This window comes from Bradyrhizobium sp. 2TAF36 (genome assembly GCF_052114925.1).
Taxonomy (GTDB): domain Bacteria; phylum Pseudomonadota; class Alphaproteobacteria; order Rhizobiales; family Xanthobacteraceae; genus Bradyrhizobium; species Bradyrhizobium barranii.
The window spans coordinates 56460-83441 of record NZ_JBFRFR010000005.1 but is presented as its reverse complement, the minus strand read 5'-3'; the positions used below and the strand labels follow the sequence as shown (position 1 = coordinate 83441).

The following is a 26982-nucleotide window of genomic DNA, read 5'->3' as shown; positions in this document are numbered from 1 at the left end:
GACGGAGTCAAAGCCCATGACGAAGCCGCTGACGAAAACGGTCAAGCCTGTTCCCGCGGAGAACCAGAGCCACAAGGGTCCCGGCAGCACGCCGTCAATTCCGCTCGACACCACCAAGGGCCATCGCGACGACGAGAAGCAGAACATTCGCGAACAGGCCGAGCACGGCAACATCACCCAGAACACCACGAACAGGCGCATGGGCTAAAAGACCAGGGGGATCGAAGAGAGGAGACACGAACTTGGTCGATCTCGGCAAATGGTACGATCCGATATCCGAGCGCTGGATCGCACCACGTGAATCACGACTGGAGGAAAAATCCTCTGATGCAAGCGAGAACCACGTCCTTGAGCTGCAGCGGACCATCGAAGTTCGCCGCATCTGGCGCGCACTTGTCGATTGCTGCGCCCGCGACTGATGCTCTTGCGTGCACGCCGCGGCGGAGTAACCGCCGCCGGCCGCGCCGTTGTATCCCCGCATGAACGATCCCGCATCACCCGCAGGGCCCGTCGCAACCGCGATGCGCTATCTGTCGACCATCGTCAGCTGCGCCTGCCTGCTGCTGGCCGCGATCTGCATCGCCATCGCCTGTCAGGTCTTCATCCAGACCGGCGTATTCGCGCAGTCCTACGCGATGGTGGGGCTGATCGGCACTGCGCTGGGGTGTCTAGCGCTGACGCTGGCGCGGGTCTGGAAGTAAACACCGATCCATCCCTCATCATTCCGGCGTGCGTGGCCCGGGGTGGATGCCCGGGACAAGCCCGGGCATGACGGCCTGCAACGCTCCCATGCGATTGCCCTGCACAGAATGTCGCACCGCTTTTCGCCGGGGCGCCGGGCTGGTAGATTGGCGTCATTGCCTTGAAGAGTTTTCGCTTTGGGGGTTTTCATGCGCGCGAGGATTTTCAATCGCGTCGTGGGGCTGGCGGCGCTGGCTGCAGCCCTGCTTGTCGCCGGGGCGGCGCCGGCCTCGGCCGAGAAGCGCATTGCGCTGGTCGTCGGCAACTCCGCCTACAAGAACATCACGCCGCTCGACAACCCGTCCAAGGACGCGAGCCTGATGGCGGAGACGCTTGGCGCGCTCGGCTTCACGCTGGTCGGCGGGCGACCCCAGCTCGATCTCGACAAGGGCGCGATGGATATCGCGGTGCAGAGCTTTGGCCGGCAGGTCCAGGGCGCCGACGTCGCGCTGTTCTATTATGCCGGCCACGGCGTGCAAGTCGCCGGCTCCAACTATCTCGTGCCTGTCGGCGCCAATCCGACGCGCGAGGCCGATGTCGATTTCCAGATGACCGACGTCAACCTCGTGCTGCGGCAGATGCAGGGATCGGGTACGCGCCTCAACCTCGTGATCCTCGACGCCTGCCGCAACAACCCGTTTGGCTCGCGCGGCCTGCGATCCTCCGACGGCGGCCTTGCGCAGATGCGCGCGCCGGAGGGCACGCTGATCTCCTACGCGACGCAGCCCGGCAACGTCGCGCAGGACGGCAGCGACGGCCACAGCCCCTACACCAAGGCGCTGGCGGCGACGGTCCGGACCGCGGGCCTCGACGTGTTCCAGACCTTCAACCAGGTCGGCCTCGCCGTGAAGCGCGCCACATCAGGCGCGCAGCAGCCCTGGGTGTCGTCCTCGCCGATCGACGGCACCTTCTATTTCGTGCCGCCGACGCAAAGCCCGCCGCCGCAGGTCGCCGCGATGCAGCCCGATCCGCTGCCGGCGGATCGGCTGCGCGCCGATCCCGATCGCGTGCCGCTGCGCGATGCCGCGCTGCTGAGCGAATTGAGCGAGCGGCTCTACGAGCTCAATTTCGATCCTGACACGCCCGATGGACTGACCCGTGCGATCACCAAGCTCCAGCAGCGGATCTCGATGGCGCCGACGGGCGAGGCAACCGAAGGCCTGCTGCTGCGGATGCGCAAGATGGAGGATCTGAAGCCGTGGGGCTCGATCGTGTACGGTCCCGACAGCAGCAAATGGGGCATATCGTGGAACCACGCCTCGCGGCGCGCGGCGGTGGCGGATGCGCGCGGCAATTGCGCCGGCGCCAAATGTCCGATCGAGCTCTCCTTCTACGGCAACCGCTGCGGCGCGTTCGCGATATCAGACAAATCCTGGTCGTTGGTCCAGCGCGACAGCATCCAGCACGCCAGGGATGCCGCGCTTGACGAATGCGGCAAGGCTGGCAAAGCTTGCCGCATTATCGGATCCGTCTGCGCCGACGGCTCCGGCCGCTGATACCTTTTTCATTTCGGATTGTTTCCTCATGCCCAATGCCGTCGTCCGTACGATCGCCCTTGCGTCCCTCCTCAACCTCGCCCTCGCCTCGTCGTCCGCCTTCGCGCAGTCCGGCAGCGCCGGCGGCTCGATCGGCAACGACGAAAAGTCGCTGTCCGGCTCGCGCCAGGATACTTCTTCAGGCCGCTCGGCCGAACCGGCCGCGCCCTCACGCCGGAGCAAGCCGGCGACCGAGGAACGCTCGTCGCCTCGGCGAAGCGGAGGTGGAGGTGGCGGCGGTGGTTTCGACGGTGCCTGGGCGGTCGTCAGCGTTGGTTGCGGCGGCAGCACGAGCGGCGCTGTCGTCGTGAGCTCGGGCAAGATCATCGGCGAAGGCGTTCGCGGAACCGTCAGCACGGGCGGCTCGGTCAGCACGTTCGGCCAGGGCCAGGGCGTGACCTTCACCAGCACAGGCCGGCTCTCGGGCCGCAGTGGTTCCGGAACGTGGCGCCGCTCCGACGGCTGCGGCGGAACCTGGAGTTCGGCGAAGCAATAGCCCTCGGAAACGCCTGAATTCGCAGCGGAACGAACGCCGCGCAGGCCCGATTCAAGCCACATCCTCTCCGGATTTGCGGCTCATTGCCACCCAAGTCTTTGATGACAAAGGGAAGGTAAAGAGTTGCGTTATGCGTAATCGGGAGACCAGGATGGGCAACCGCACCGCGAAGTTCATATCTGCGCTTGTCGGCAGCATCATCGCCGGCGCACCACTGGCCGCCGTGTCGCAGAATGCGCCGGAGGCAACGAGCTCGGCAAATGCCGCCAGCGACTGCCTCGCCTCGCCAAAGGGCGTCGCGCCGCAGGGGCAGCATTGGTACTATCGCCTGGAGCGCGGGAGCAAGCGGCAATGCTGGTATCTGCGCGCCGAAGGCAGCAAGGACAGCGCCAAGGCCGTGCAGACCGCGCAGGCTGCGCCCGATGCACCGACGGCAGATTCAGCAGCGCCGCAGCAGCAGCACCCAGTGCAGGACGCACGCGCCGAATATCTGACGCCGCAGGGCAATACCGCGCCGACGACGCCGAATGCGCCCGCACCAGCGAAACCGGCGCCGATGCAACAAGCTGCCACTCCCTCCGCCGACAGCAACGCGCAGCAGCCCCCGGTCGCCACGCGCTGGCCCGATGCCTCCGCCGCGGCTCCGTCGCCCGCACCGCAGGCTGCGCCCGCTCCTGTCGCCTCGCCGGCACCGCCGAGCGCGAAGCCGTCAAAATCCCCTGCCCCGGTCGCGCTTGCCGCAGCAGATGCCACCACCGATAAAGCGACCGGCTCGCTCCAGACGCTGCTGCTCGTGATCGGTGGCGCGCTGGCGCTCGCCGGCCTCCTCGCCAGCATCATCTATCGCTTCGCAGGCGGACGACGCGTCCGCGTCCAGGATCGTCGCGTCAATTGGGACAATCGGGAGCCGCACGACGACGGCCGCGCACCCTGGCTCGAGGAGGCGATGCCGACTGCCGCGCCGCGCGCGCAGCAGCCGCGCCCGGTGGATTTCGATGCCGCCCGTCCCCAGGCGGCCGCGCGTCGCCAAGCCCCCCAACGCGAAGCCACTCAGCGCGAAGCCGCGCAGCTCGAGGCGATCGATCACGCGATCGATGCCGTCGATCAGCGGGCGCCCCAAGCCCGCAACGAGGTCGCAGAGCTCGACGAGGCCAACATGTTCAACGGAGAGTTCGAGATCGAGGCATCGGCCCCCCGGCTCGCGGCCAACGACATCAATGACAAGGGGTCGGCCGATCGCGATGACGATGTGCAGATCGAGGATGCCGTCGACGTCGACGTGATCACGGCGATGCTGGAACGGCTGGCGCAGGAAGGACCGCGCCTCGCGAAGCCTAACCTTGAAGCTGGCCTTGCAAACCTCGTACGAAACCAACGAGGCCAGTCCGCCGCTCGCGCTTGAGGCGCTCGGCCTTCAGGATCGACTGCACTTCGGCAAACGCCTCGTCGACCGCGTGGTTGATGACGATGTAGTCGTACTCGGCCCAGTGGCTCATCTCGTGGCTGGCGCGGCTCATGCGCTTGCGGATCACCTCGTCGGAATCCTGCGCGCGCGAATGCAGCCGCTTCTCGAGATCGGCGGCCGAGGGCGGCAAGATGAAGACGCTGACGACGTCCGCGCGCGCCTTCTCGCGGAGCTGCTGCGTGCCCTGCCAGTCGATGTCGAACAGCACGTCCTGCCCGGCCGACAGCGCCGCCTCGACCGGCGCACGCGGCGTGCCGTAGCTGTTGTCGAACACCGTCGCCCATTCCAGCAGCTCGTCGCCCTTCACCATCGCGCCGAACCTGGCCTTGTCGACGAACAGGTAGTCGCGGCCGTCGACCTCGCCCGGCCGCATCGCCCGCGTGGTCGCGGAGACCGACATCCGCAGGCCGGGCATGCGGTCGATCAGTAGACGCGACAGCGTCGTCTTGCCCGCGCCCGACGGCGAGGACAGCACGAACATCAAACCACGCCGCTCGACACCGTCAGTTCCGTGACCGCCCGTCGTCATCGATCACTCCAGATTCTGGACCTGTTCGCGGAATTGCTCGACCACGTTCTTCATGGCCAGGCCCGTATTGGTCAGCTCGATGTCGTTCGACTTCGAGCAGCAGGTGTTGACCTCGCGATGAAACTCCTGCGCCAGGAAGTCGAGCTTGCGGCCGATCGGGCCGCCCTTGCCGATCAGCTCGCGCGCCTGCGCGATGTGGGAGGCGATGCGGTCGAGCTCCTCGCGGATGTCGGCCCTGGTGGCGATCAGGATCGCCTCCTGCATCAGGCGGTCGGAATCGAAACGGTCGGAGGTGTCGAGCAGGGTCGCGATCTGCTCGGCGAGCCTCGCCTTGATCGCCTCGGGCTTGCGGCCAGGCGCAGCTTCCGCCTTCCTCGCCAGCGCCTCGACCTCGTCGACCCGCTGGGTCAGGATCTGCCCGAGCGACGTGCCCTCGCGCTTGCGCATCTCGACAAGATCGGCGAGCGCCTTGTCGAAGGCCTCCGCGGCCGCGGCACGCGCGGCCTTGTCCTCCTCCTCGTCACCCTCGGGCTCGGCGACCTCGACGACGCCCTTGATGGCGAGCAGGCCGTCGACGCTCGGCGCAACCGCGTCGACCTTGCCGGCGATCATCGCGGCCGCCTTCAGGACGGCGTTGAGCACGTCCTCGTTGACGCGGACGGAGGCTGCGGCGTTGGCACGCTTGACGTTGAGATTGGCGTAGACGGTGCCGCGCGACAAAAGCTCGCCGGCGCGCTTCTTGGCGTGGGCCTCGAGCTCGTCGAACCCCTGCGGCAACCGCACCCTGAGGTCAAAGCCCTTGGCGTTGACCGACTTCAATTCCCATTCGAACGTATACGGCCCGCTAGCGCCGTGGCTTCGGGCAAAGCCGGTCATGGACGACAGCGCCATCAGGTCAATTTCTCCGGAAACACAGGATTCGCGAGGCCCATCAGGCCACGCGAATCTTAAGACTATTTTGCAGGAAAGTGGAATCCGCAAAGTCCCGCAGGCAGGTCTGCGCGAACCTAGCGCTGGACCACCGGCGGCGACGGCTGCACCGCGCCCTGGCGGGCGGGCGCGGGACCAGCGGGGCGAGCGGCTGGCGGCTTTTTCTGCTGATTGGGCCGCGCCGGCGTGGTCGCGGTCGGCGGATCCGCGGCAGCGCCGGGCGCGGCGGCTGCCGGCGGCTGCGCATCCTCGACCGGCTCGACCGTGTCGTTCTGGATCTGCTTCTCCATCGCGCGCAGCTTGGCGACGTTCTTCTGGTGCGCGTCGTAGGTTTCGGTGAAGGCATGCCCGCCGGTGCCGTCGGCGACGAAATAGAGGTCGCGGGTGCGGGCCGGGTTGGCGGTGGCTTCCAGCGAGGCGCGGCCGGGGTTGGAGATCGGCCCGGGCGGCAGTCCCTCGATCACATAGGTGTTGTAGGGCGAAGGCTGCGTGATCTCGCTGCGCTTGATCGGACGGCCGAGCGTACCCTTGCCGCCGACAAGGCCGTAGATGATGGTCGGATCGGACTGCAGCTTGATTTTCTGCTTGAGCCGGTTGGCGAATACGGCAGCGACACGGCTTCGCTCGTCCGGCTTGCCGGTCTCCTTCTCGACGATCGAGGCCAGCGTCACCAGTTGCTCCGGCGATTTCACCGGAATGTCCTGGCTGCGGCGCTCCCAGATCTCGGCCAGCACGCGCTTGTGCGCCTGTTGCATGCGCTGGATCACCTGATCGCGCGGGGTCCCGCGCGGGAACTTGTAGGTCTCGGGCAGCAGCGTGCCTTCACGCGGCAATTCGCGGACGCTGCCGGTGAAGATGTCGTTGTCGGACAGCCGCGCCACGATCTGCTCGGAGGTCAGGCCTTCCGGGATCGTGACGGAATGCTGCACCACCTTGCCCTCGACGATGGTGGCGATGACGTCGCGCAAGGAGGCGTTCTTCTGGAACGAATACTCACCCGGCTTCAGGTCCGAGCTCGCCTTCAGCGCGGCGACGCTGGCGATGAACACCCACGGATTGACGTCGGCCACGCCTTCCCGGTTCAGCGTCTCAGCGATGTCGCGCTTGCCGGCCCGCTGCGGGATGTTGACGATCTTGTCTTCCTTCAGCGGCCCCGGCGCCTCGAGCAATTGCCGGCCGTAATAGTAGACGCCGCCGGCGCCGAGCATGGCGATCAGCAGAAGGGTGATGATGGCGTTGCCGACGATCACGAAGGGATTGCGCGCCCGGTCCGATCGCCTCGGCGGCGGCGGAACCTGCTCGGGCTCCAGCGCTGCCCGCGGACTCCGGGGCGAAATGGGCGGCCTTTCACTCATCGAAGCAACCTGAATCCTGCCGGTTCAATCGCGGCCAGACAATCGCTTGTCGAGCCAATGCACGCGCCCACGGGGTATGACTATCGCTGAATACGGCAAAACGGTGGATTCGTTTCAAACGCAAACTAATGAACCAGACGGCGGAAGATCACCGACGCGTTGGTACCGCCAAAACCAAAAGAATTCGACAACGCGACGTTGACCTCGCGCTGCTTCGCAATGTGCGGCACGAGATCGATCGCAGTCTCCACCGACGGATTGTCCAGATTGATGGTCGGCGGCACGACATTATCGCGAATCGCGAGAATGGCGAAGATCGCCTCGATCGCGCCGGCGGCACCAAGGAGATGGCCGGTCGAGGATTTGGTCGAGGACATCGCGACCTTGGAAGCGGCGTTGCCGAGCAGCCGCTCGACCGCACCGAGCTCGATCTCGTCGCCGAGCGGTGTCGAGGTGCCGTGGGCGTTGATGTAGTCGAGATCGGATGCCGTGAGGCCGGCGCGCTTGAGCGCTGCCGCCATGCTGCGGAAGCCGCCATCGCCATCGGGCGACGGCGAGGTGATGTGATAGGCATCGCCCGAAAGACCGTAGCCGATCACCTCGGCGTAGATCTTGGCGCTGCGACGCTGAGCGTGCTCGAGTTCTTCCAGGACGAGGACGCCGGCGCCCTCGCCCATCACGAAGCCGTCGCGGTCCTTGTCGTAGGGGCGCGATGCCTTCTCGGGCGTTTCGTTGAAGCCGGTCGAGAGCGCGCGCGCGGCATTGAAGCCGGCAATGCCGATCCGGCTGATCGGCGACTCGGCGCCGCCGGCAACCATGACGTCGGCATCGCCCAGCGCAATCAGACGGGCGGCGTCGCCGACCGCATGTGCACCGGTCGAACAGGCCGTGACCACCGAATGGTTGGGCCCCTTCAGGCCGTGCGCGATCGAGACGTAGCCGGAGGCAAGATTGATKAGGCGGCCCGGAATGAAGAACGGCGACACCCGGCGCGGTCCGCGCTCCTTCAGGAGGATCGCGGTTTCGGCAATGCCGGTGAGGCCGCCGATGCCGGAACCGATCATGGTGCCGGTCGCACACTTGTCCTCTTCGGTCTCGGGATGCCAGTTGGCATCATCGAGCGCCTGGCCGGCTGCGGCCATGCCGAAGATGATGAAGTCGTCGACCTTGCGCTGGTCCTTCGGCTCCATCCAGGTATCGGGATTGAAAGTATCGTTCGTGCCGTCGCCGCGCACGACGGTGCAGGCGTATTTGGTCTGAAGATCGGAGACATCGAAGCTCTCGATCCTGCGTGCGCCGCTTTCGCCGTTGAGGATGCGTTTCCAGGTCGGTTCGACGCCGCAGCCGAGCGGCGACACCATGCCGAGACCAGTGACGACAACCCGCCTCATATTCGAAAACTCCGCATCGAAAGATTCACGGCCAATAACAAGAAACCGGCTGACCGCTGGTCAGCGGCCCGTCCGGTTTCAATGTTGTCCCCGCGAAAATGAAGAGCCTTAGCTCTTCGCGTTCTTCTCGAGAAACTTCGTGGCGTCGCCGACGGTGAGAATCGTCTCCGCGGCGTYGTCCGGAATCTCGCAACCGAATTCTTCTTCGAACGCCATCACCAGCTCGACGGTGTCCAGACTGTCGGCGCCGAGGTCGTCGATGAAGCTCGCAGCGTCGACAACCTTCTCGGGTTCAACACCAAGGTGTTCGACCACGATCTTCTTAACCCGCTCGCCAATGTCACTCATTGCATAACCTCGTGTTGTTCCCTGTAGACCCGACCCCCCGGGACGATACGAGCCGTCGTGGTCGTTGACTGCCTTCGCTTACGAACTTTGATTGGCCCCATCTTAACCGATGCAGGCCCGGCGAGACGGCCAAGGCTCCGCATCGCCAATATACAGGGTTTCAAAAACCTGCAATGGCGTTCTTTGCCCATCCGTTGAGCGTCCGGTTATCATACTTCAACTGCCTTGACTACAAGCCTCATTTCGCACCGGAAACGGCCGTTTGCCGCATCCCGCACCGCCCATGTGGGCAGTGCGGAAGGAGACGTCAGATCATGGCCATGCCGCCGTTGACGTGGATGGTTTGTCCCGTGACGTAGGCCGCTTCGTTCGAACTCAGGTAGACGGCGGCGGCTGCGATGTCCTCCGGCGTCCCCAGGCGGGCAGCCGGAACCTTGGCCAGAATCGTCTCGCGCTGCTTGTCGTTGAGCGCATCGGTCATCGGCGTCTTGATGAAGCCCGGCGCGATGCAGTTCGCGGTCACGCCGCGCTTGGCGTATTCGGCACCGAGCGTCTTGATCATGCCGATCAGGCCGGCCTTCGATGCCGTGTAGTTGCCCTGCCCGGGATTGCCGGTGACGCCGACGATCGACGTGATGGCAATGATACGGCCGAAGCGCTTGCGCATCATCAGCTTGGTCGCGGCGCGCGCCAGGCGGAAGGTCGAGGTCAGATTGATGTTGATGACCTCCTCCCAGTCCTCGTCACGGAGCTGGACGAAGAGATTGTCGCGGGTGATGCCGGCGTTGGCGACGAGAATGTCGACCTGTCCCATCGCGGCTTCCGCAGCGGGCACCAGCGCCTCGACCTCGTCGGCCTTGGAGAGATTGCAGGGCAGCACATGGGTACGCTCGCCGAGCTTGCCGGCAAGCTCATCCAGCACTTCCTTGCGCGTTCCGGAAATCGCAACGGTAGCACCCTGCGCGTGCAGCGCCTGCGCGATCGCACCGCCGATGCCGCCGGTCGCGCCGGTGACGAGCGCCTTTTTGCCAGTCAGGTCGAACATTGAAAAACTCCTCTAGGCCTGCTTCGCAGCGGCCAATGCATCCTTGGCGGCGGCAATGTCGTTGGGACCACCGACCGACACGCCGACAGCGCCGTCCGCAATGCGCTTGACGAGACCAGACAGCACCTTGCCAGCGCCGATCTCGAAGAAGCGGTTGACGCCCTGCCCTGCCATATAGGCAACCGACTCGCGCCAGCGCACTGTGCCGGTGACTTGCTCGACCAGGCGGCGACGGATCTCGTCGGGATCGGTGATGGCGCTCGCCAGCACGTTCGACACCAGCGGCGCCGCCGGCGCCTTGATCGTGACCTTCGCCAGCGCCTCCGCCATGGCGTCGGCGGCGGGCTGCATCAACTTGCAATGGAACGGTGCGGACACCGGCAGCAGCATTGCGCGCTTGGCACCCTTGGTCTTGGCAATCTCGACGGCGCGATCGACCGCAGCCTTGTCGCCGGAGACGACAACCTGCCCGCCACCATTGTCGTTGGCGGCCTGGCAGACCTGGCCCTGTGCCGCCTCGCCTGCGACCTCCATGGCGGCCTCGTAGTCGAGACCAAGGAGAGCGGCCATCGCGCCGGCGCCGACCGGCACGGCTTTTTGCATTGCGAGACCGCGGGTGCGAAGCAACCGCGCGGTATCCGAGATCGTCAGGCTGCCGGCCGCAGCCAGCGCCGAATATTCACCGAGCGAGTGGCCGGCGACGAAGGCCGCGTCCCGTCCCACGGAAAACCCGGCTTCGGCCTCCAGCACGCGCAGGGTGGCGACAGATACCGCCATCAGCGCCGGCTGGGCGTTCTCTGTAAGCTGGAGCGTTTCTGCAGGACCATCCCAGATGATCGCCGTCAGCTTCTCCCCAAGCGCGGCATCGATCTCGTCGAACACGGCGCGCGCCACCGGAAAGGCGTCGGCCAGGGCCTTGCCCATGCCAACCGCCTGGGACCCCTGCCCTGGAAATGTGAATGCTGCCGTCATCGGCGCTCCCTGCTTGTCGGGCGTGATCCCTGCGAGAACCGGCAGCCGATGACGCACGGCCTTAGGCCATGGTTCCGGATCATGCTCCAAAGGGGGCCGTAGACACTGTCCGGGGCCGGAATGTCAAGCCAAGATAGGAACTTCGCCCGGGATTCAACGGGGAATGCTGGCCCTAAAATCCACCATTGGTCTGATTGGCGTCGACCGCCGCCCCTGCCTGCGCGCGGCGCGCGCTGTTCACGAGTTGCCCCGGCCGGTCATCCCGGTCCGGCTTCGCGGTCGCCAGCCGCAGCACCGCGGCGTAGCCCGGCTGCACCTCCATGCGATCTGCGTGCCGGCTCGCACTCAGCAGCCGATGCACCTTCGGCAGATTGTAGCAGGGCACGTAGAACAAGAGATGATGCTCGAGGTGATAGTTCACGTAGTACGGCGCGATGAACAGCCGCTCGAGGAAATTCGCATGCGTGGTGCGGGTGTTGCGCAAGGGATCGCTGCTGTCGGGCACGACGGCGTGTTCGGCGATGTTGCGGATACGGGTGATGACCATCATCCAGGTCAATAGCGGCACCAGCCATAGCAGCGGATAGGCCCACCATACGCCGGCTGCCGCGAGCGCTGCGAACATCGCGGCGTTGGCGAGACATTGCGGGCCGAGTTTCTCCCAGAAATGCGCCGCGCGCTGCCGCAACGTCCAGTCCTTCGGCCCGAGCGCATTGAGCAGTTGCGCCTTGCGCTGCTGGTAGCCGGTCTGCCCGGTGATGTCGCGAATGAATTTGCGACGATAGCTCAGCCTGGTGATCGGAAACGGCGCCGACAGCACGAGATCGGGGTCGTCCTCCTGCTGGGTGCGCGCGTGATGCTGAAGGTGGTAGCGCCGATAGCTGCGCGTCTCCGCGAAGAGAGGATAGGCACAGAACCATTGGCTCAGGGCCAGATTGGTCTTCTCGTCAGCGGACAGGCAGCCATGCGCGCCGTCATGCATCAGGATCGCGAGCCCGAGCTGGCGCGAACCGATGATGGCTACGGCGAGAATGTAGGTGATCGGGTTGGGCCACCACGCGACCAACGCGATCGCTGCGACAATGAGTGCCCAGGCGTGGGCGATCAGCGCGACGCCTTTCCAGGTCACGCGCTGGCGCACGTCGGCGAGCTGGTCGTCGGTCAGCAAATCGCGGGCACGCATGCGAAGTGCGGTCATGGCCTAACCCTCCTCATTTGAACTGCCAGATGCGTCGCGCTCGTCGACCAGACGGAGCCGCGCCGTGTCGCTGGCTGATTTCGCCTGCTCGCCGAGCACACGCAGCATCTCGGCGCACAATTCATCCGGCGACCGGCCCATCGCGTACCCCTCGAGAATGACGCCGATGGCGACGGCCCAGAACCGCCGCGAGCTTTCGTCGGGCGCACGCAGGGAGCGCCAGCCGTGCCGCGCGACCTGGCTCGCATAGGCGCGTGCGCCTTCACCGTGCAGGCGCTCGATGGTGCGCTCGACCAGCGGCGCAAGATCCTGGCGCCGCCGGGTCAGCGTCAGCGCCTCGGCGAAGAAGGCGACCGAATCGCTCGCCGTCACGGTCTCGGCCAGCGCACGGGTGTAGTCCCGCGGCGTGCGCGCTTTCAGCGCCGCCTGCTCCGTCGCCCGCGCCAGATACAGCAGCTCGCGGCAGGCGCATTCGACGAACAGCGCCTCCTTGGTGCGGAAGTAATAGGTGATCTGGCTCGGGAACGCGTCCGCGGCGGCGGCGATGTCGGTGATGGCCGTGCCGGACAGCCCCCGCTCCCTGAACAGCGGGCTCGCCGCATCCAACAGCAGCGACCGCATCTTGCGGCCGGCCGAACGTGTGGCCCGTGCCGCATGCTTGGGGTCGCCAGCCGCCTCGAACGGCTCATGGACCGACTTTTCCGCCATCGGGGTCCTCTGCGTTGATTTATTTGTATGCTATACAAACAAACAAATCAAGCTGGTATGGCCCGGGAGGACCGGTCCCGCTGCCCGCACCGGAACCATCCGGGCCGAAAGCACGGCCTCCAACCTTGCAAAGCCGGCCAAAATCCGTATAAGCGCGCCATCCGCAGACCCCGGCCGGGAGCTGAACGGACGGTCTCAGCAAATCATTCGTGATTTTGGTGTGGCAGGGCCAGTCGGCCCGTCGTCCCGTGTTTCCGCCTTCTGAGCTTAATCCCAGAGTCCTTTCCGAAGGCCTCTTAAGGGCTTGACGCCGGGCGATGCGCCAACATGAGGAAAGGACCATTATGGCTCTCTATGAGCATGTTTTTCTCGCGCGCCAAGACGCGAGCACGCAGCAGGTCGAAGAGCTGACTGCGCAGATGACCGGCATCGTCGAGGGTCTCGGCGGCAAGGTCACCAAGACCGAGAATTGGGGCGTTCGCTCCCTCACCTACCGCATGAACAAGAACCGCAAGGCGCACTTCGTGCTGCTCAACATCGACGCGCCGTCCGCGGCGATTGCCGAGATCGAGCGCCAGGAGCGCATCAGCGAAGACGTGATCCGCTATCTCAGCGTTCGCGTCGAGGAGCTCGAGGAAGGTCCGTCGGCGATGATGCGCAAGGCTGACCGTGACCGCGAGCGTGACGACCGTGGCGGCGGCTTCCGCGGCGATCGTGAAGGCGGTGGATTCCGTGGCGACCGCGAGGGTGGTTTCCGTGGCGGCGATCGCGACGGTGGTGGCTTCCGCGGTGACCGCGGTCCGCGCCGTCCGCGCGACGAAGCTGAAACGACAACGCCGGATGCGGAGTAAGATCAATGGCTGAAGCTGGTGCACGCCGTCCGTTTTTCCGTCGTCGCAAGAGCTGCCCGTTCACGGGCGCAAATGCTCCGAAGATCGACTACAAGGACTCCAAGCTCTTGATGCGCTACGTCTCCGAGCGCGGCAAGATCGTGCCGAGCCGCATCACCGCGGTGTCGGCCAAGAAGCAGCGTGAGCTCGCCCGCGCCATCAAGCGCGCGCGCTTCCTGGGCCTGCTGCCCTACGTCATTCGCTAAGACGAATTCGGCCGGCGGCGACATCGCCGCCGGCCGCGCTTTTTTGGTTTCATAAGGCTTCCGGGTCGTCCGGTCGCCGATGGTTGGGGCAAGATGCCTCTAACCGCTCGAAGGGAGCGGGACAGCTGATGATGACTCTTGGACTGATAGCTCTGATCGCCGGCGCTGCGTCGGCCCTGATGTTCGCCTCGATCGTATCGGGCGCGCTGATCTCGCTCGTCCTGTTCTATCTCGCGCCGCTACCGCTGATGGTCGCCTCGATCGGCTGGGGCCCGCTTTGCGCGAGCCTCGGCGGCATCGCAGCTGCGATCGGCCTCGGGGCCCTGTTCGGCCTGCCCTACTGCATCGCCTTTGCCGTGACCGTCGCGCTGCCCGCGTGGTGGCTCGGCCATCTCGTCCTGCTCAGCCGGCGGGTTGGACCCGTCGCGCCGGAAGCCACCACCGAGCCGCCGGCCGAGCCCGAGCTCGAATGGTATCCGGTCGGCCGCATCCTGCTGTGGATCGCGGGCTTCGCCGCGCTGACCACGATCGCCGCCCTGCTCACCCTCGGCACCGACGCCGAGACCATCACCGGCACGCTGCGGCGCGGCTTGATGCGCCTGCTCCGCACCGCCGACCCGCAGACGTCAGGCGAAGCCGGTCAGTTCGTCGACGCGCTGGTGCTCATCGCTCCGGCCGCCGCCACCATCGTCGCGATGATGACGCTCACCCTCAATCTCTGGCTCAGCGGCAAGATAACGGCGACATCGGGCCGCCTGCTGCGTCCGTGGCCGGACATGATGACGGCCGAGCTGCCGCCGATGACGCTGGTGGCGCTCTGCATCGCGCTCGCGTTCTGCTTCACCGGCGGGTTGCTCGCGATGGTCGCGCAGATCACGACGGCGGCGCTGATGATGGGCTATGCGCTGACCGGATTTGCCGTGCTGCATACGCTGACGCTGGCGCTGAAGAGCCGCACCTTCTGGCTCGGTTCGACCTATGCCGTCGTCGTGGTGTTCGGCTGGCCCGTCATCGCGATGGTGATCCTCGGCCTTGCGGATGCCGTGTTCGGCTTCCGCGAGCGCTTCCTGCGCAGCCGCCAGCCACCGCCGCTGCCAACCTCTTAAGTTCAACCCCAAAACCCAACTCACTCAACACTTCAAAGGAGAACGAATATGGAAGTCATTTTGCTGGAACGCGTGAGCAAGCTCGGCCAGATGGGCGAAGTCGTGAAGGTTCGCGACGGCTATGCCCGCAATTTCCTGCTCAAGCGCGGCAAGGCGCTGCGCGCCACCGCCGACAACCGCGCCAAGTACGACGGCATGAAGGCCGATCTCGAGGCTCGCAACCTCCAGTCCAAGGGCGAGGCGTCCAAGGTCGCCGAGAAGATCCAAGGCAAGAACATCATCGTGATCCGTCAGGCTTCCGAAGCCGGCCAGCTGTTCGGCTCGGTCACGGTGCGCGACGTCGTCATTGCGTTCGAAGCCGACGGTGTCTCGCTTGAGCGCCCGCAAGTGCAGCTCGACGCGCCGATCAAGACCATCGGCAAGCACACCATCACCGTCGCCGTTCACCCCGAGGTCGAGGTCGAGGTTTCCGTCACGGTTGCGCGCAGCCAGGACGAGGCCGAGCGCATCAACCGCGGCGAGGACATCTCGACCCGCAACGAGGACCGCGATGCGGCCGCCGAAGCGATCGCCGCCGCCGGCGAGTTCTTCGATCCGGAAGCCCAGCAGGACGACGAGCCGGCGCCGGCTGCGGACGAGACCGAGAAGTAAGACCCGCGTTCGCGCAGGTTGCGACGCCCGGCCGCCTCAGGCGGCCGGGCTTTTTGTTTTCGCGGCGACGTCCTCGCTCAGCATCGCGATCGAGGCGAGCGCAGTTGCCGTATGCTTCTCGACACCGTCGTTGACGCAAAACACGTCGGCCGCGACCACCGAAACCTGGCGGCCCGGCTTGATCACCCTGGCCCGGCAGATCAGTTTCTCGCCGATTGCCGGCGACAACAGATTGAGCTTGTATTCCGCCGTCAACGCCGGCTGGCCGCGCGAGGTCGCCGCTGCGATCGTTGTGGCGTTGTCGACCAGGAAGGCGGTGACGCCGCCATGGAAGAAGCCGTGCTGCTGGAGCAGCTCGGGCCGGCGCGCGACCGCAATCGTACAGGTGCCGCGCGACAATTCCGAGAGCTCGGCKCCCACCAGGTTCATAAACCCCTGCCGGCCGACATTGGCGTGGATGCGCTCGGCGATCGGACCGAATTCGGGATCTGCTTCGGCTCGCATGCGGCTTCTCCTATTGCTTGTGGATGCGATCGGGCGGGCGAAGCGCACGGTTGGCACAGGCGACAAGCGTGTCGGCTTCGCAGCGCGGATCGGCGCGGTCACGTCCCGAGAGAAAGGCGCGGCAGAATATCTGGGCAGGGCCGATGAGCTGGCTGACGAACATCACCGGCGTCATCGGCAAAAGCTCGCCACCGGCAACCAACGGCGCGCGCCAGCGCTCGATGCCTTCGGCAAGGCGCGCATTCTGYGCGCGCTGAGCGTCGCGGACGTCCTCGCTCCATTCGCTGCGCGATATCTCGAAGAGATAGCGGGCCTCGCGCCGGCTCGACACCACCCAGTCGAGATGGGCCCGGATCAACCGATCGATGCCCTGCCCGGCACTGGGCATCGGATCGAGCGCGGCCAGCACCGCGGCGTGATAGTGCCGCAGCACCTCCAGGAACAGCGCACCGGCCAGTTCCTTCTTCGATCCGAAGACATGAAAGAAGCTACCGTTGGAGGCGCGTGCCCGGGCGCGGATCGCTGCCACCGTCGCGGCTTCGAAGCCGACGCGGTCGAACACGAAAAGCCCGGCCGCCAACAGGTCGTCACGCACGCTCGTCGTCATCGACGCCTCCTAGAGCATTACTCTAGAGTAACGCTCCAATTGTGGTCAAGACGATGCGAAGGCCACGATGCGTGCGGCCTTCGCAAATCGACGGAAAATCTGGCTCGCTTAGCGCGAAATCGGCGGTGTGGGCGGACCGGACGAGTCGGCTGGCGCCGCGGGCGGGGCCGCAGCGGTCGCGGGCGGTGCAGGCTCCTGCGGCTTGGCTGCCGGTTCGGAGCTCGCGGCCGGCTTGGGAGCAGCCTCCTCCGCCGGCTTGGCCTCGGCGGGCTTCGCGGCGGCAGACGGTGCAGCAGGCGTGACCTGCGGTACCGGATCGGGCCGCAGCGCCGGAGTATCGCTGCCGCGCGGCTCGACCTTGGCACTATCCGGCCTGGCCTCAGCCGGCTTCTCCGCCGGCTTGTTCTCGGGCTTCGCCTCGTCACGGCCGGGCTCGACCTTGGCCGTGTCGGGCTTGGTCTCGGCCTTCGGCTCGCTCTTCTTGTCTTCAATGGCCGGCGCGGCGGCGTCGACCTTCGGTGCTTCCTCGGTCCCGGGCTTGGCGCGACGCTTAGCTTTGCGTCCCTCGGGCGCTGCCTGGCCCTCGGGCCTCGCACCTTCCTTCGATCCCTCCTCGGGTGGCCGTGCCGCGCGCTTCTGACGCGCCCCCTCGGACGCGGGAGCGGCAGCCTCGCCGTCCGGCTTGGCTGCGTCCTGGGAGCGCTGGCGGCGCCCCTGATGGTCCGGCGCGGTATTGGCTTCCTTCTCCTTGGCGCCGTCCTTTTTGTCCTTGCCGTCCTTGGCCTGGTAGCGGGTGTCGGTGGCACCGTTGGAGACGAGATAGGACGCGAGCACGCCGGCCATGTCGGAGCTGGTCGTGTAGTGCTGGCGCAAGAAGCCTGGCAGCGAGCCCGGCGCCACCGTCTTCAACAGGCCGCGCGGGCTCTTGTGGCAGGCACTGCAGGTCTGCGCGAAAAGCTGGGATGGGGCCTTGCCGGCCTCGAGGTTCGTCGCCTGCGCAAGGACGGTATCGGTCGCGCCGAAGCCGATCAGAAGCAATACCGTCGCGAGGCTGAGCGCTCGGCTCGACATTCCCATCATCTCCATTGAATTTACGCGAATGCAGCCGGCATAAGGCGCGGCGGCGGGTCACCTTTTAGCGGATTGAGCCGCGAATGGAAGCAGCCTCCATACGCAAGGATGTGATTAAGCGCTTTTGGAATATCGGCTGTGATCACAGCGCAATAGCGCTGCAGCTCGTTCGAGTGCCGGTGGCCTCGTGAGACGACGCGTCGCCTGTCGGAAGCGGCACATCGTCGCAAAGTCACGACGCCGCAGACACCCGTCATCGTGCGCGCGAAGGCAACGCCGAACCCGGGCCTGACGCTGGTTGGTGAATGAATCCTAATGACGCAGGGTCGAGATCTGGGACGATCGGAAAGAGGCTGTTAACGCCAGCTGCGCCCTCAGCTCCGCAAGAGTCTCGGGCGAGACCGGCTCGCGCCGCACTTCGGGCCGCTCGGCGTGCTGCATGGCCGCGATGAGGCACGACAGCCAAAGCCGGCTGGCCGCCTCGCTTCGCCAATTCTGCTGCCGTTCTGGCCGCATCGCTCGCCTCGTTCCCTGGTGGCGGGAGACAACCCCCCGCCCGCCTTCCTGTTCCGGGTCGTACCCCGAAAGAATCCGGGGAGATGTGATCTGTTTCACATAAGTCTCGTCGGGCCCGGCTTAGACCGTCGCCATGAGCAAGCGGACCCAAACCTCATTCGACGTGCAGGACGACCTCCGCACCGATTACGCCCTGATCGCCACCGGCGTCGGAGCGGCCCTGGTTGCGCTGGTCTACCTCCTGCTGGTCTGAATCCGAGCCCAAAGCTCCCGGCGTGCGTCATTTCGCGCGCTTCTTGATACGTCTGCGCGCCAATCCATTAGGTTCATGTCACCCGGAGTTTTCCGTGGGGCGGTCACGGCCGCTTCCGGGACGGGCGAGTTCCGCAAAAACCGTCAAGCGCGGCGCGTGCCGCGGCTGCCAATCATCCACCATTTTAACTGAGCGGTTGATAGCGGTCAGCTTTTGCTTCCGCTTTGGCCTGAGGCGGCGCTTTATCCCGGCCCCGTATCCGCCCCAGAAAATTGCTAACGCTCGACCATGGCCCTGACTGATTCGAACGTCCTCAAACTCGCGCCCGAGCCCGGAACTCCGGCGTATCGGAGCGCGCCGCATAATATCGAGGCGGAACAGAGCCTTCTCGGCGCGATCCTGGTCAACAACGACGCCTTCTACCGCGTCTCCGACTTCCTCGAGCCGAAGCATTATTTCGAGCCGCTGCATCAGACCATCTACGAGACGGCCAGCAGCCTGATCCGGATGGGCAAGATCGCCACGCCCGTCACGCTGAAGACGTTCCTCCCGGCCGACACCGATGTCGGCGGCATGACCATCGGGCAATATCTGGCGCGGCTCGCGGCGGAAGCGACCACCATCATCAACGCCCAGGACTACGGCCGCACCATCTATGATCTGGCGCTGCGACGCGACCTGATCGGCATCGGCGAGGACATGGTCAATGTCGCCTATGACGCGCCGGTCGACTTCGCACCGCGGGCGCAGATCGAGGACGCCGAGCGCCGCCTGTACGAACTCGCCGAATCCGGCCGTTATGACGGCGGCTTCCAGAAATTCTCGCAGGCGTTGGCGGTCGCGGTCGATCTCGCGGCCAAAGCGTTCCAGCGCGATGGAAAGCTGTCCGGCATCTCGACCGGCATGCGCGACCTCGACACCAAGATGGGCGGCCTCCAGCACTCCGACCTCATCATTGTGGCCGGACGCCCGGGCATGGGCAAGACTTCGCTGGCGACCAACGTCGCCTACAACGTCGCCAAGGCCTATGTCGGCGAGGTCCAGGCTGACGGCACCATGAAGGCCGCCAATGGCGGCGTGATCGGCTTCTTCTCCTGCGAAATGTCGGCCGACCAGCTCGCCACGCGTATCGTCGCCGAGCGCACCGGCATTCCCTCCTCCCACATCCGCCGCGGCGGCATCTCGGAAGCCGATTTCGACAAGATCCGGGAAGTCTCGATCGAGCTGCAGTCGCTGCCGTTCTATGTCGACGCGACCGGCGGCCTGTCGATCGCGCAGCTGATGGCACGCGCGCGCCGGCTGAAGCGGCAGAAGGGCCTCGATCTCCTCGTGATCGACTACATCCAGTTGCTCTCCGGATCCGGCAAGCGGAGTGACAACCGAGTACAGGAAATCACGGAGATCACGACCAGCCTGAAGGCGCTGGCCAAGGAGCTCAACGTTCCCGTGATCGCGCTGTCCCAGCTCTCACGCCAAGTCGAATCCCGCGACGACAAACGGCCGCAGCTCTCCGACTTGCGTGAATCCGGATCAATCGAGCAGGACGCCGACGTCGTCCTGTTCGTTTACCGCGAGGAATATTACCTCGCGATGAAGGAGCCCCGCCCAGGCACGCCTGAACACGAGAAGTGGCAGCTTGACATGAGTCTTGCGCACGGAAAAGCCGAGGTCATCATCGGCAAGCAGCGCCACGGCCCGACCGGCACCGTCGATTTGGCGTTCGAAGCCTCGGTCACCAGGTTCGGCGACCTCGCGCCTGACAGTCAGTTGCCGGTTCGCAGCGGCAACGACTACTGAGTTCCTTGAACCAGACCGGCCTCTTGCGTAAAACGGCGCCATGACAATGGCGTCCGACCCGAAAATGATCCCGCAATCCGGCCTCCTCTCCGCGGAGGCCAATCAGGCTGCCGCGCTCGCAGCCTATGGCGGCGTGCTCACCGTCGATCTCGACGCCATCATCGCCAATTGGCGCAAGCTTGAGAAGACGGCCGTGCCGGCCGAATGCTCGGCCGTGATCAAGGCCGATGCCTATGGCTGCGGCGCCGCGCAGGTCTCGCGGGCCCTTAGCAAGGCCGGTTGCAAGACCTTCTTCGTCGCCACCATCGAGGAAGCGCGCACTGTGCGCGAAGCCGTGCCGGAGGCCGCGATCTACGTGCTCGGCGGCTATTTCCAGAACACCGGCGAGCACTACGCCAGGATCAATTGCCGGCCGGTGATCGGCGATCTCAACGAGCTTGCCGAATGGGACGTGTTCTGCCGCCGCACCGGCTGGACCGGAGGCGCCGCTGTTCACATCGACACCGGCATGAACCGGCTCGGGCTGACGCTTGCGGACGCGCAGGCCATCATCCCCCGCATCAACGCCGGCGATCACGGCATCACGCTGGTGATGAGCCATCTGGTCTCGGCCGAGCAGCTCAACAGTCCCGTGAATGCAAAACAGCTGGCAACCTTCCGCAGTATCGCCAGCGAATTTTCCGGCGTGCCGGCTGCGCTTGCCAATTCCTCCGGAATCTTCCTCGGCGCGCCCTTCCAGTTCGACCTGGTGCGGCCGGGCGCAGCGCTCTACGGCGTCAACCCGACGCCTGAGGCCGACAACCCGATGCAGCCCGTGGTCGACCTCAAGGCGCGCATCGTGCAAACCCGCAATGTCGAGCGCGGCGAGACCGTCGGCTATGGCGGCACCTGGACCGCGCGGCGGCCGACAAAACTCGCGATCATCGCGGTCGGCTATGCCGACGGCTATTTCCGCGCCGCCAGCTCCAATGACGGCACCCGCGGCGCCGAGGTCGTTGTCGCCGGCAAGCGCTGCCCGGTCGCGGGCCGCGTTTCGATGGACCTGATCGCGATCGACATCACCGACCTGGCCCCGAATGCGGCGCGGCGCGGCCACATGGTGACGCTGCTCGGCGAAGGCATCACCGTCGACGAGCTCGCGCATCATTTCGGTACGATCGGCTACGAGGTGCTGACCAGCCTCGGCCACCGCTACGCCCGCGTCTACAAGGGCGGCAATGAGGTGGAGCCGCTGGTCAAGCCGGAGCCCGCGCCGACGGCCGAGCAGCCGCCCTCCCCGCCGCCGATCGAGCAGCCCGCGAGCCCGCCGCCGCTGCCGAGTTAGGGACGCGACCGTTCTTCGGGCGCGGCGCAGCGCTCCTTCAGCAATGCGCTGCAGAGCCGGGGCCATCTCCTTGCACCGTACTCTGTCGCTTTCTGGGTCCCGGCTCTGCGGAGCAGCGTCACACGCTGCGCCGCGTCCGGGACACGAGACTTACTTCTTCCGGCTGTCGAGCGCCGTCTTGCAGGACGCGCTGAGCTGATCGCGCTTGGCGTTGAGGCAGGCGATGATCTTGCCGCCACCGGGCGCGATGCCGGCGCAGAATTTGTCATAGTCCGCCTTGCACGCGCCGCGTGGATCGGACGATTGTGCCGACGAGACACCGGAGAACGCGACGACGAATGCGACGATGGCGAGGCTCAGACTGGACTTCAACATGGATTTGGATCTCCGGTGGCGGCGCAAACGACCGCGGCCGCAATCTCTACATGAAGATTGCGGCACTCAACGTCAACCGAATCTGTCCTACGACCGCGCGGCGAAGCCTGATGTCGCTAGGGGCGATGACGCTTCGTCGATCTCATCGCGCTCGATTATCCGCGCACCTTGTTATCGATAACCCACGCATCCATGCTCTCTTTGCACGCGTTGCCGATATGGCTCCTGTACCTGTTCAGGCAAGCAACAATGCGCCCGCCCCCCGGCACGACACTGGGGCAGTATTTGAAATATTCCACCCTACAGGCGATTTCCATTTTCTCGGCAGCAAGAGCCACTCCGGAAAATGCGGTTGCGGCCACGACTACGGCAAGGCAAAGCTTGGTCATCGTCAAACCTCCATCGTGTCGATCGGCAATTTTGGGTTGTAAGCATACATCGTGGAACGCCGATGACAACGGTTGCGAGTCATTTCTGAAGATTTCCAGTCGTTGGGCCCATGAGGATCGCGACGTTCAACATCAACAATGTCAACCGCCGCCTGCCCAACCTGTTGCGTTGGCTGAGCGCGGCGAAGCCTGATGTCGTCGCGCTCCAGGAACTGAAGGCAGCCGACGGCGAATTTCCGGCGGCAGCCATCGAAAGGGCCGGCTACGGCGCGGTGTGGTGTGGACAGAAGACGTGGAACGGCGTCGCCATCCTCGCCCGCAATGCCGAGCCCATTCTCACGCGCGATCGCTTGCCGGGAAAGCCTGATGATCGCGAAGCCCGCTACATCGAGGCCGCCGTGCGCGGAATCATCGTCACCAGCATTTACCTGCCGAACGGCAATCCGCAGCCGGGACCGAAATTCGACTACAAGCTCGACTGGTTCGCGCGGCTCAAGCGCCACGCCAAGACCTTCATCAAGCAGGATCTGCCCGTGGTGCTCGCCGGCGACTACAACGTCGCGCCTGATGAGATCGACATCTATCCGACGCGGTCATGGGACAAGGATGCCTTGATTCAGCCGAAGAGCCGCGCTGCATTTGCCTCGCTCATTGAACAGGGTTGGTGTGATGCGATCCGCGAACTGAATCCGGACAAGCGCATCTACACGTTCTGGGACTACAAGCGAAACCGCTGGCCGCGCGATGCCGGCCTGCGGCTCGATCATCTCCTGCTCAGCCCTGCCCTCGTCTCGCGGCTGGCCAGGGCAGGTGTCGACAAGAAGGTGCGCGGCGAAGATGGTGCGAGCGATCACGCGCCGGCGTGGGTGGTGCTGAAGGAGCGTTGACGGTGCCGTAGGGTGGGCAAAGGCGCTCTCGCGCCGTGCCCACCATCTTCTATCGCGAGTAAGGTGGCGGGCACGCTTCCGCCTTCGCTCTTCGAGCTACGGTGGACAAGTCGCTTTGCCCACCCTACGAGATCACCCGAGATCACCGCCCGTAATAGTCTTGCACCGTATCCCACGCCGCCTTTTGCAGCAGTTGGGTGGTCTCCGCATCCAAGCCTATCGTATAGGAGTTGCCGACCGGCGAGCGCCCGGTCAGCGCGGCGAGGGTCACGCAGGTTGCGAGGTACGTGCCCGCCGGACTCGGGTGCCGCTTGTCCGGCGCATAGAGATTGAGTTCCGGCTGGAGCTTGCGCACGCGCGCGAAGGCGAGGCCTGCGGGGATCACGAGCGCATCGTTGGCATTGCCCGCGGTCGTATAGGCCTCGGCCAGAGCCTCGGTCATCTCCGGCTTGTCGGCATAGGCCCAGGACATAAAGAACACCGGCCGCATGCCGTGGGCACGGACGATCTCGCTGTCCTTCTTGGCGAAGGTCGCGAACGCGTCCTTCAATTGCGGATGGATCGGGCACTGGCTGCAATCCATCATGACGACGGCATCGAACTGCCTGCCCGGCTTGTTGAAGACGACGTTGTTCTGGTCGTCGAAGGAATAGGCGCCGATGCCGCCCGGCCGCAGCAGGTTGTCCATGTCGTGCCAATCGAGGCCGGAGCCGCCGATCGTGGCCATGGTGTTGCGGTACGCCGCCTTGTTGTCAGCATCAGCCGCGCGCTCCATGAAGGAGAGATGCCCGGGCATGCCGTTGTTGTAGTAGAAGAAGCTGTTGCCGACGAACAGCGCGGCCTTGAGGAAGTCAGGTCCCGATGTCGTGACCTTCGGTTTGGTCTGCGCCTGCGCGTTGAAGCCGGCTGCAACGGCCAGACACATTGCGAGCATCACTCGCGCAAAAAGACGCATCGTGGCTTCCCCCCTTTTTCTCTGGGGCCGGACCAAATCAGCTTTTCAAAATCGCCTCAAGGTCACAAACGCGCAGCGGACATGCGCGCGCCCTGCATGCTCACCACAAATTCCTGCCGTCGATCATATTCACCGGCACGGCATCGAGATCGAAATCGTCGAACAGCCGCGCGTTCACGGCAACCTTGGGATTGTCGAAATCGGCCTTGCCGGTCGACCAGTCCGGCGACTCCGAATAGGTACCGCAGCCGCAGCTCGCGCAGAAATGATGTTTGACCGTGCGGCTGCCCCAGAGATAGGTCGCGACATTTTCCGGCGGCGACAGCAGGCGAAATTGCGCCGGCGTGTAATAGGCCCACAACGCGCCCCGCTTGACGCAGAGTGAGCAGGTGCAGCGCGTCACGCTCGCCGGCACCTCCGTCACCTCGAACACCGTCTCACCGCAATGACAGCTTGCCTCGATCGGCATGGACCCGCTCTCCGTTTTGTCAGGAGATGGTCGTAGCCTGCCCCTGCTGCCAACATGCTGTCAGCAGCGCAACTCGGTCATGGAGCCTCGTTCGCGGACAGCCGCCTGGCGTTCGCGGCCACGTGCTCGCGATAGCGCTGGACGATGGCGGCCGGCGTTGCTCCCGCAAGCAGGCTCGCGGCCGCCTCGAAAGCCGCGGCGATCTTCTCGCTGACCATCAGCGCGGCCTCCTGCCGGGCGCCCTCGTCGCCGTGGCTGAGCTTCTCGCAGCGCAGCCGCACCACCTCGCTCGCTTCGACCGCGAGCATCGCGCTCGCATACCAGGGAAAGCCGTTGTCGGATCCGCTGAGCGCCGCATGACGGTCGAGGGCGGAGAAAGAACGATGATCGGGCATCGCGGACCTCAAGTTCTTTGAGTGAGCGCTCCGATCAATACGCCTCAAATTTGAAGGATCCGGCCGGGGAACCGATCGGATTGGCCGCGCCTGCGACACCCGCAATTAACCAAGGCTCTTGACGCCGACGCTCTGGTTAGCCTACTGGTCTGACCAAGATCAGACCAAAAAGAGACCGGGATGGAAGTGAAGCGGGCCGCTGAGGGCGAAAAAGGGTTCGAGAAGGTGTTCGCCTTCCTGCGCGAACGCCTGCTTGCGGGCTCGCTCAAGCCCGGCGACCGCCTGATTTCCGAGCGCGAGCTGGCGACCCTCCTCGGCGTCAGCCGGCCGATCGTCCGCGAAGCGCTGCGCGCCCTCACCGTGCTCGGCATCGTCGAGATCCGCGACCGCATCGGCACTGTGGTGACACAGCCGGACGTCTCAGTGCTGAACGACTTCTTCACCTTCGCGCTCGCCCAGCAGGCCGACATGCTCGATGACGTCATGCAGGCGCGCGTCGCGATCGAGTGTCAGGCGATCCGGCTCGCCTGCGAGCGCGCCAACATCGCCGATTTCGAACGCCTGCAGCGTGCGCTCGCGAAGATCGGAGAGACGATCGACGAGGCGGATGCCGGCGGCATGGCCGACTTCGAATTCCATCGCGCCATCGTCGTGGCATCGCATTCGGAAACGCTGACGGTCCTGCACGGTTCGCTGGCGGGACTGCTGACGCATTCGCATCGCAGCCGCCGCGAGCTGGTGCAGGCCTTCCCGTCGATGAAGACGTACCTGATCGACGACCACCGGCGCATCTTCGACGCGATCATCGCGCGCGACCCCGAGCGAGCAGATGCGACGCTGCGCAAGCATTTTGCCATCGGCGACGAATACCGCAGGCGCGCCGTCGTCGGCGACATCGACAAGACCAGCGCCTCAGGCTGATCGCGGCAGGCCAACAAGCAAGAAACCAATCAACCAAGAAACGGACGACTGACATGGGACGGAACGACAAGGGCAATGTCGGCTTCATCGGCATCGGCACGATGGGCCGCGAGATGGTGCGCAACCTCCTGGTGGCCGGGCATGCGGTTCGTGTCTTCGATCTCAACGAAGCAGCCTTGGCCGACAGCGTCAAGGAAGGCGCGGCCGGCGCCAACAGCCCCGCCGACGCCGCGCAAGGCGCTGACATCGTCATCACCATGTTGCCCGACACGCCTCATGTCGAGGCGACCGTTTACGGCGAACATGGTCTCCTGAAGTCTCCCCCGCCCGGCAAGCTGATCGTCGACATGAGCACGATCTCGCCGGTCGCCGTCCGCCGCATCCATGCCGACCTGCAAAAGGCCGGCGTCAGCTTCATCGACGCACCGGTCTCGGGTGGGCCGGTGGGCGCCAAGAACGCCGCGCTCTCGATCATGGCCGGCGGTGATGCGGCCGCTTTCGCCCAGGCCGAACCGTTCTTCCGCGCGATGGGCACGACCATCACGCATGTCGGCGCGGCCGGCGCCGGTCAGACCGTGAAACTCTGCAATCAGTTGATCTGTGGCATCAACATCCAGGCGATCTGCGAGGCACTAGCGCTCGGGCGCGCTTCCGGCATCGATCTCAATCTGCTGCGTCGCGTTCTGCTCGGCGGCTCCGCCGCGTCCTGGATGCTTGACAAGCTCGGCCCCGCAATGATCGCGGGCGACGTCTCCGCCGGCTTCCGGATCGATCTCCAACTCAAGGATCTCCGCCTGGTGCAGGAGCACGCACAGGTGCTGAGCGTGCCGCTGCCCGGCACCGCGCTCGTCACCAGCCAATATGTCGATGCGCGCGCCCATGGCGAAGGCAGCAACGGCAATCAAGCGCTGTTCCGCGTCTATGACCGCATGACCAACCAGGTGACGGGCTGA

General features: G+C 65.3%; 32 protein-coding genes. 16 read left to right on the top strand and 16 right to left on the bottom strand.

The window, feature by feature from the left end:
- The first annotated feature begins 16 nt into the window (after positions 1–16).
- The 6 genes from AB4Z51_RS04110 to AB4Z51_RS04085 all read left to right on the top strand — a co-directional run bounded on the left by AB4Z51_RS04110 (position 17) and on the right by AB4Z51_RS04085 (position 4174).
- A complete protein-coding gene (locus AB4Z51_RS04110) occupies positions 17–208 on the top strand; it encodes a hypothetical protein (RefSeq protein ID WP_063983688.1) in 192 nt (63 codons plus the stop codon).
- Positions 209–242: 34 nt separating this feature from the next.
- Positions 243–419: a hypothetical protein gene (locus AB4Z51_RS04105; RefSeq protein WP_441268187.1), complete on the top strand. Its 177-nt coding sequence runs from the start codon at positions 243–245 to the stop codon at positions 417–419.
- Between the two features lie 60 nt (positions 420–479).
- On the top strand, positions 480–701 hold the full coding sequence (locus AB4Z51_RS04100; protein WP_441268188.1) for a hypothetical protein: 222 nt from the start codon (positions 480–482) through the stop codon (positions 699–701).
- Between the two features lie 189 nt (positions 702–890).
- Complete coding sequence (locus tag AB4Z51_RS04095; protein WP_441268189.1) at positions 891–2237, top strand: caspase family protein; 1347 nt, start codon at positions 891–893, stop codon at positions 2235–2237.
- A gap of 28 nt (positions 2238–2265) precedes the next feature.
- The gene (locus AB4Z51_RS04090) at positions 2266–2772 is read left to right on the top strand and encodes a hypothetical protein (protein ID WP_441268190.1); all 507 of its coding nucleotides are present in this window, start codon (positions 2266–2268) and stop codon (positions 2770–2772) included.
- Between the two features lie 151 nt (positions 2773–2923).
- Positions 2924–4174 carry a hypothetical protein gene (locus tag AB4Z51_RS04085; RefSeq protein ID WP_441268191.1) on the top strand — a complete coding sequence of 417 codons (1251 nt, stop codon included), beginning with the start codon at positions 2924–2926 and terminating at the stop codon, positions 4172–4174.
- Here the strand turns inward: AB4Z51_RS04085 and gmk are convergent.
- From gmk to AB4Z51_RS04040, 9 genes are all read right to left on the bottom strand, one after another.
- Positions 4107–4766, bottom strand: a complete 660-nt coding sequence (gmk, locus tag AB4Z51_RS04080) for a guanylate kinase (RefSeq protein ID WP_063983694.1) — start codon at positions 4764–4766, stop codon at positions 4107–4109. The two genes, AB4Z51_RS04085 and gmk, sit on opposite strands and share 68 nt — an antisense overlap.
- A 3-nt stretch (positions 4767–4769) precedes the next feature.
- Positions 4770–5657, bottom strand: coding sequence for a YicC/YloC family endoribonuclease (locus AB4Z51_RS04075; protein WP_071914661.1), 888 nt, complete (start codon positions 5655–5657; stop codon positions 4770–4772).
- A gap of 116 nt (positions 5658–5773) precedes the next feature.
- Positions 5774–7051, bottom strand: a complete 1278-nt coding sequence (gene mltG, locus AB4Z51_RS04070; protein ID WP_441268192.1) for an endolytic transglycosylase MltG — start codon at positions 7049–7051, stop codon at positions 5774–5776.
- Between the two features lie 125 nt (positions 7052–7176).
- Entirely contained in the window at positions 7177–8442 is a 1266-nt protein-coding gene (fabF, locus tag AB4Z51_RS04065) for a beta-ketoacyl-ACP synthase II (protein ID WP_135215283.1), read from the bottom strand.
- 108 nt (positions 8443–8550) lie between these two features.
- Complete coding sequence (locus tag AB4Z51_RS04060; RefSeq protein ID WP_441497068.1) at positions 8551–8790, bottom strand: acyl carrier protein; 240 nt, start codon at positions 8788–8790, stop codon at positions 8551–8553.
- Between the two features lie 307 nt (positions 8791–9097).
- Positions 9098–9835 (bottom strand): 3-oxoacyl-[acyl-carrier-protein] reductase, encoded by a 738-nt coding sequence (gene fabG, locus AB4Z51_RS04055; protein ID WP_028147729.1) that lies wholly within the window; start codon positions 9833–9835, stop codon positions 9098–9100.
- Between the two features lie 12 nt (positions 9836–9847).
- Complete coding sequence (fabD, locus tag AB4Z51_RS04050; protein WP_441268193.1) at positions 9848–10807, bottom strand: ACP S-malonyltransferase; 960 nt, start codon at positions 10805–10807, stop codon at positions 9848–9850.
- Between the two features lie 172 nt (positions 10808–10979).
- Positions 10980–12005 (bottom strand): fatty acid desaturase family protein, encoded by a 1026-nt coding sequence (locus tag AB4Z51_RS04045; RefSeq protein ID WP_441268194.1) that lies wholly within the window; start codon positions 12003–12005, stop codon positions 10980–10982.
- 3 nt (positions 12006–12008) lie between these two features.
- The gene (locus tag AB4Z51_RS04040; RefSeq protein ID WP_282522315.1) at positions 12009–12713 is read right to left on the bottom strand and encodes a TetR/AcrR family transcriptional regulator C-terminal domain-containing protein; all 705 of its coding nucleotides are present in this window, start codon (positions 12711–12713) and stop codon (positions 12009–12011) included.
- Between the two features lie 344 nt (positions 12714–13057).
- On the opposite strand from AB4Z51_RS04040, the gene rpsF reads away from it, so the two are divergent.
- The 4 genes from rpsF to rplI all read left to right on the top strand — a co-directional run bounded on the left by rpsF (position 13058) and on the right by rplI (position 15566).
- On the top strand, positions 13058–13564 hold the full coding sequence (rpsF, locus tag AB4Z51_RS04035; RefSeq protein WP_014495806.1) for a 30S ribosomal protein S6: 507 nt from the start codon (positions 13058–13060) through the stop codon (positions 13562–13564).
- A gap of 5 nt (positions 13565–13569) precedes the next feature.
- Positions 13570–13809, top strand: coding sequence for a 30S ribosomal protein S18 (gene rpsR / locus AB4Z51_RS04030; RefSeq protein WP_007592020.1), 240 nt, complete (start codon positions 13570–13572; stop codon positions 13807–13809).
- Positions 13810–13937: 128 nt separating this feature from the next.
- Entirely contained in the window at positions 13938–14915 is a 978-nt protein-coding gene (locus AB4Z51_RS04025) for a hypothetical protein (protein ID WP_063983701.1), read from the top strand.
- Between the two features lie 48 nt (positions 14916–14963).
- Positions 14964–15566: a 50S ribosomal protein L9 gene (gene rplI / locus AB4Z51_RS04020; protein WP_063983702.1), complete on the top strand. Its 603-nt coding sequence runs from the start codon at positions 14964–14966 to the stop codon at positions 15564–15566.
- Between the two features lie 36 nt (positions 15567–15602).
- Here the strand turns inward: rplI and AB4Z51_RS04015 are convergent, their stop codons facing one another.
- From AB4Z51_RS04015 to AB4Z51_RS04005, 3 genes are all read right to left on the bottom strand, one after another.
- Complete coding sequence (locus AB4Z51_RS04015; RefSeq protein ID WP_441268195.1) at positions 15603–16070, bottom strand: PaaI family thioesterase; 468 nt, start codon at positions 16068–16070, stop codon at positions 15603–15605.
- Positions 16071–16080: 10 nt separating this feature from the next.
- A complete protein-coding gene (locus tag AB4Z51_RS04010) occupies positions 16081–16677 on the bottom strand; it encodes a TetR/AcrR family transcriptional regulator (RefSeq protein ID WP_441268196.1) in 597 nt (198 codons plus the stop codon).
- Between the two features lie 108 nt (positions 16678–16785).
- Positions 16786–17748, bottom strand: coding sequence for a hypothetical protein (locus AB4Z51_RS04005; protein WP_441268197.1), 963 nt, complete (start codon positions 17746–17748; stop codon positions 16786–16788).
- Positions 17749–18805: 1057 nt separating this feature from the next.
- Here AB4Z51_RS04005 and AB4Z51_RS04000 point away from each other — a divergent pair.
- A complete protein-coding gene (locus AB4Z51_RS04000; protein ID WP_063983703.1) occupies positions 18806–20314 on the top strand; it encodes a replicative DNA helicase in 1509 nt (502 codons plus the stop codon).
- Between the two features lie 46 nt (positions 20315–20360).
- Positions 20361–21638, top strand: coding sequence for an alanine racemase (gene alr / locus AB4Z51_RS03995; RefSeq protein WP_441268837.1), 1278 nt, complete (start codon positions 20361–20363; stop codon positions 21636–21638).
- A gap of 150 nt (positions 21639–21788) precedes the next feature.
- Here alr and AB4Z51_RS03990 read toward each other — a convergent pair whose 3' ends face one another.
- Entirely contained in the window at positions 21789–22013 is a 225-nt protein-coding gene (locus AB4Z51_RS03990; protein ID WP_071914679.1) for a cysteine rich repeat-containing protein, read from the bottom strand.
- Positions 22014–22063: 50 nt separating this feature from the next.
- Here AB4Z51_RS03990 and AB4Z51_RS03985 point away from each other — a divergent pair, with 50 nt between their 5' ends.
- The gene (locus AB4Z51_RS03985) at positions 22064–22444 is read left to right on the top strand and encodes a hypothetical protein (RefSeq protein ID WP_208086408.1); all 381 of its coding nucleotides are present in this window, start codon (positions 22064–22066) and stop codon (positions 22442–22444) included.
- A 68-nt stretch (positions 22445–22512) separates the two neighbouring features.
- Positions 22513–23289, top strand: coding sequence for an exodeoxyribonuclease III (locus AB4Z51_RS03980; protein ID WP_208086407.1), 777 nt, complete (start codon positions 22513–22515; stop codon positions 23287–23289).
- A gap of 142 nt (positions 23290–23431) precedes the next feature.
- On the opposite strand, the gene AB4Z51_RS03975 is transcribed toward AB4Z51_RS03980, so the two are convergent.
- The 3 genes from AB4Z51_RS03975 to AB4Z51_RS03965 form a co-directional block, all read right to left on the bottom strand.
- The gene (locus AB4Z51_RS03975) at positions 23432–24244 is read right to left on the bottom strand and encodes a DUF4886 domain-containing protein (protein ID WP_208086406.1); all 813 of its coding nucleotides are present in this window, start codon (positions 24242–24244) and stop codon (positions 23432–23434) included.
- Between the two features lie 100 nt (positions 24245–24344).
- Positions 24345–24713, bottom strand: coding sequence for a GFA family protein (locus AB4Z51_RS03970; protein ID WP_441268198.1), 369 nt, complete (start codon positions 24711–24713; stop codon positions 24345–24347).
- Positions 24714–24790: 77 nt separating this feature from the next.
- Positions 24791–25108 carry a hypothetical protein gene (locus tag AB4Z51_RS03965; protein WP_208086405.1) on the bottom strand — a complete coding sequence of 106 codons (318 nt, stop codon included), beginning with the start codon at positions 25106–25108 and terminating at the stop codon, positions 24791–24793.
- Between the two features lie 180 nt (positions 25109–25288).
- On the opposite strand from AB4Z51_RS03965, the gene AB4Z51_RS03960 reads away from it, so the two are divergent.
- Positions 25289–26029 (top strand): FadR/GntR family transcriptional regulator, encoded by a 741-nt coding sequence (locus tag AB4Z51_RS03960; protein WP_208086404.1) that lies wholly within the window; start codon positions 25289–25291, stop codon positions 26027–26029.
- Positions 26029–26982, top strand: a complete 954-nt coding sequence (locus tag AB4Z51_RS03955) for an NAD(P)-dependent oxidoreductase (protein WP_441268838.1) — start codon at positions 26029–26031, stop codon at positions 26980–26982. Before AB4Z51_RS03960 ends, AB4Z51_RS03955 begins: the two co-directional genes overlap by 1 nt.

Coding starts and splice junctions, on each gene's coding strand:
- AB4Z51_RS04090 (WP_441268190.1), top strand. CDS start 2,266: ATGCCCAATGCCGTCGTCCGTACGATCGCCCTTGCGTCCCTCCTCAAC.
- fabG (WP_028147729.1), bottom strand. CDS start 9,835: ATGTTCGACCTGACTGGCAAAAAGGCGCTCGTCACCGGCGCGACCGGC.
- AB4Z51_RS04085 (WP_441268191.1), top strand. CDS start 2,924: ATGGGCAACCGCACCGCGAAGTTCATATCTGCGCTTGTCGGCAGCATC.
- AB4Z51_RS03985 (WP_208086408.1), top strand. CDS start 22,064: ATGAAGATTGCGGCACTCAACGTCAACCGAATCTGTCCTACGACCGCG.
- AB4Z51_RS04000 (WP_063983703.1), top strand. CDS start 18,806: ATGGCCCTGACTGATTCGAACGTCCTCAAACTCGCGCCCGAGCCCGGA.
- AB4Z51_RS03980 (WP_208086407.1), top strand. CDS start 22,513: ATGAGGATCGCGACGTTCAACATCAACAATGTCAACCGCCGCCTGCCC.
- fabD (WP_441268193.1), bottom strand. CDS start 10,807: ATGACGGCAGCATTCACATTTCCAGGGCAGGGGTCCCAGGCGGTTGGC.
- AB4Z51_RS04110 (WP_063983688.1), top strand. CDS start 17: ATGACGAAGCCGCTGACGAAAACGGTCAAGCCTGTTCCCGCGGAGAAC.
- rplI (WP_063983702.1), top strand. CDS start 14,964: ATGGAAGTCATTTTGCTGGAACGCGTGAGCAAGCTCGGCCAGATGGGC.
- AB4Z51_RS04040 (WP_282522315.1), bottom strand. CDS start 12,713: ATGGCGGAAAAGTCGGTCCATGAGCCGTTCGAGGCGGCTGGCGACCCC.
- AB4Z51_RS04095 (WP_441268189.1), top strand. CDS start 891: ATGCGCGCGAGGATTTTCAATCGCGTCGTGGGGCTGGCGGCGCTGGCT.
- AB4Z51_RS03990 (WP_071914679.1), bottom strand. CDS start 22,013: ATGTTGAAGTCCAGTCTGAGCCTCGCCATCGTCGCATTCGTCGTCGCG.
- AB4Z51_RS03960 (WP_208086404.1), top strand. CDS start 25,289: ATGGAAGTGAAGCGGGCCGCTGAGGGCGAAAAAGGGTTCGAGAAGGTG.
- rpsF (WP_014495806.1), top strand. CDS start 13,058: ATGGCTCTCTATGAGCATGTTTTTCTCGCGCGCCAAGACGCGAGCACG.
- AB4Z51_RS03965 (WP_208086405.1), bottom strand. CDS start 25,108: ATGCCCGATCATCGTTCTTTCTCCGCCCTCGACCGTCATGCGGCGCTC.
- AB4Z51_RS04075 (WP_071914661.1), bottom strand. CDS start 5,657: ATGGCGCTGTCGTCCATGACCGGCTTTGCCCGAAGCCACGGCGCTAGC.
- AB4Z51_RS04045 (WP_441268194.1), bottom strand. CDS start 12,005: ATGACCGCACTTCGCATGCGTGCCCGCGATTTGCTGACCGACGACCAG.
- alr (WP_441268837.1), top strand. CDS start 20,361: ATGGCGTCCGACCCGAAAATGATCCCGCAATCCGGCCTCCTCTCCGCG.
- AB4Z51_RS03975 (WP_208086406.1), bottom strand. CDS start 24,244: ATGCGTCTTTTTGCGCGAGTGATGCTCGCAATGTGTCTGGCCGTTGCA.
- AB4Z51_RS04005 (WP_441268197.1), bottom strand. CDS start 17,748: ATGTCGAGCCGAGCGCTCAGCCTCGCGACGGTATTGCTTCTGATCGGC.
- mltG (WP_441268192.1), bottom strand. CDS start 7,051: ATGAGTGAAAGGCCGCCCATTTCGCCCCGGAGTCCGCGGGCAGCGCTG.
- AB4Z51_RS04100 (WP_441268188.1), top strand. CDS start 480: ATGAACGATCCCGCATCACCCGCAGGGCCCGTCGCAACCGCGATGCGC.
- AB4Z51_RS04025 (WP_063983701.1), top strand. CDS start 13,938: ATGATGACTCTTGGACTGATAGCTCTGATCGCCGGCGCTGCGTCGGCC.
- AB4Z51_RS03970 (WP_441268198.1), bottom strand. CDS start 24,713: ATGCCGATCGAGGCAAGCTGTCATTGCGGTGAGACGGTGTTCGAGGTG.
- gmk (WP_063983694.1), bottom strand. CDS start 4,766: ATGACGACGGGCGGTCACGGAACTGACGGTGTCGAGCGGCGTGGTTTG.
- rpsR (WP_007592020.1), top strand. CDS start 13,570: ATGGCTGAAGCTGGTGCACGCCGTCCGTTTTTCCGTCGTCGCAAGAGC.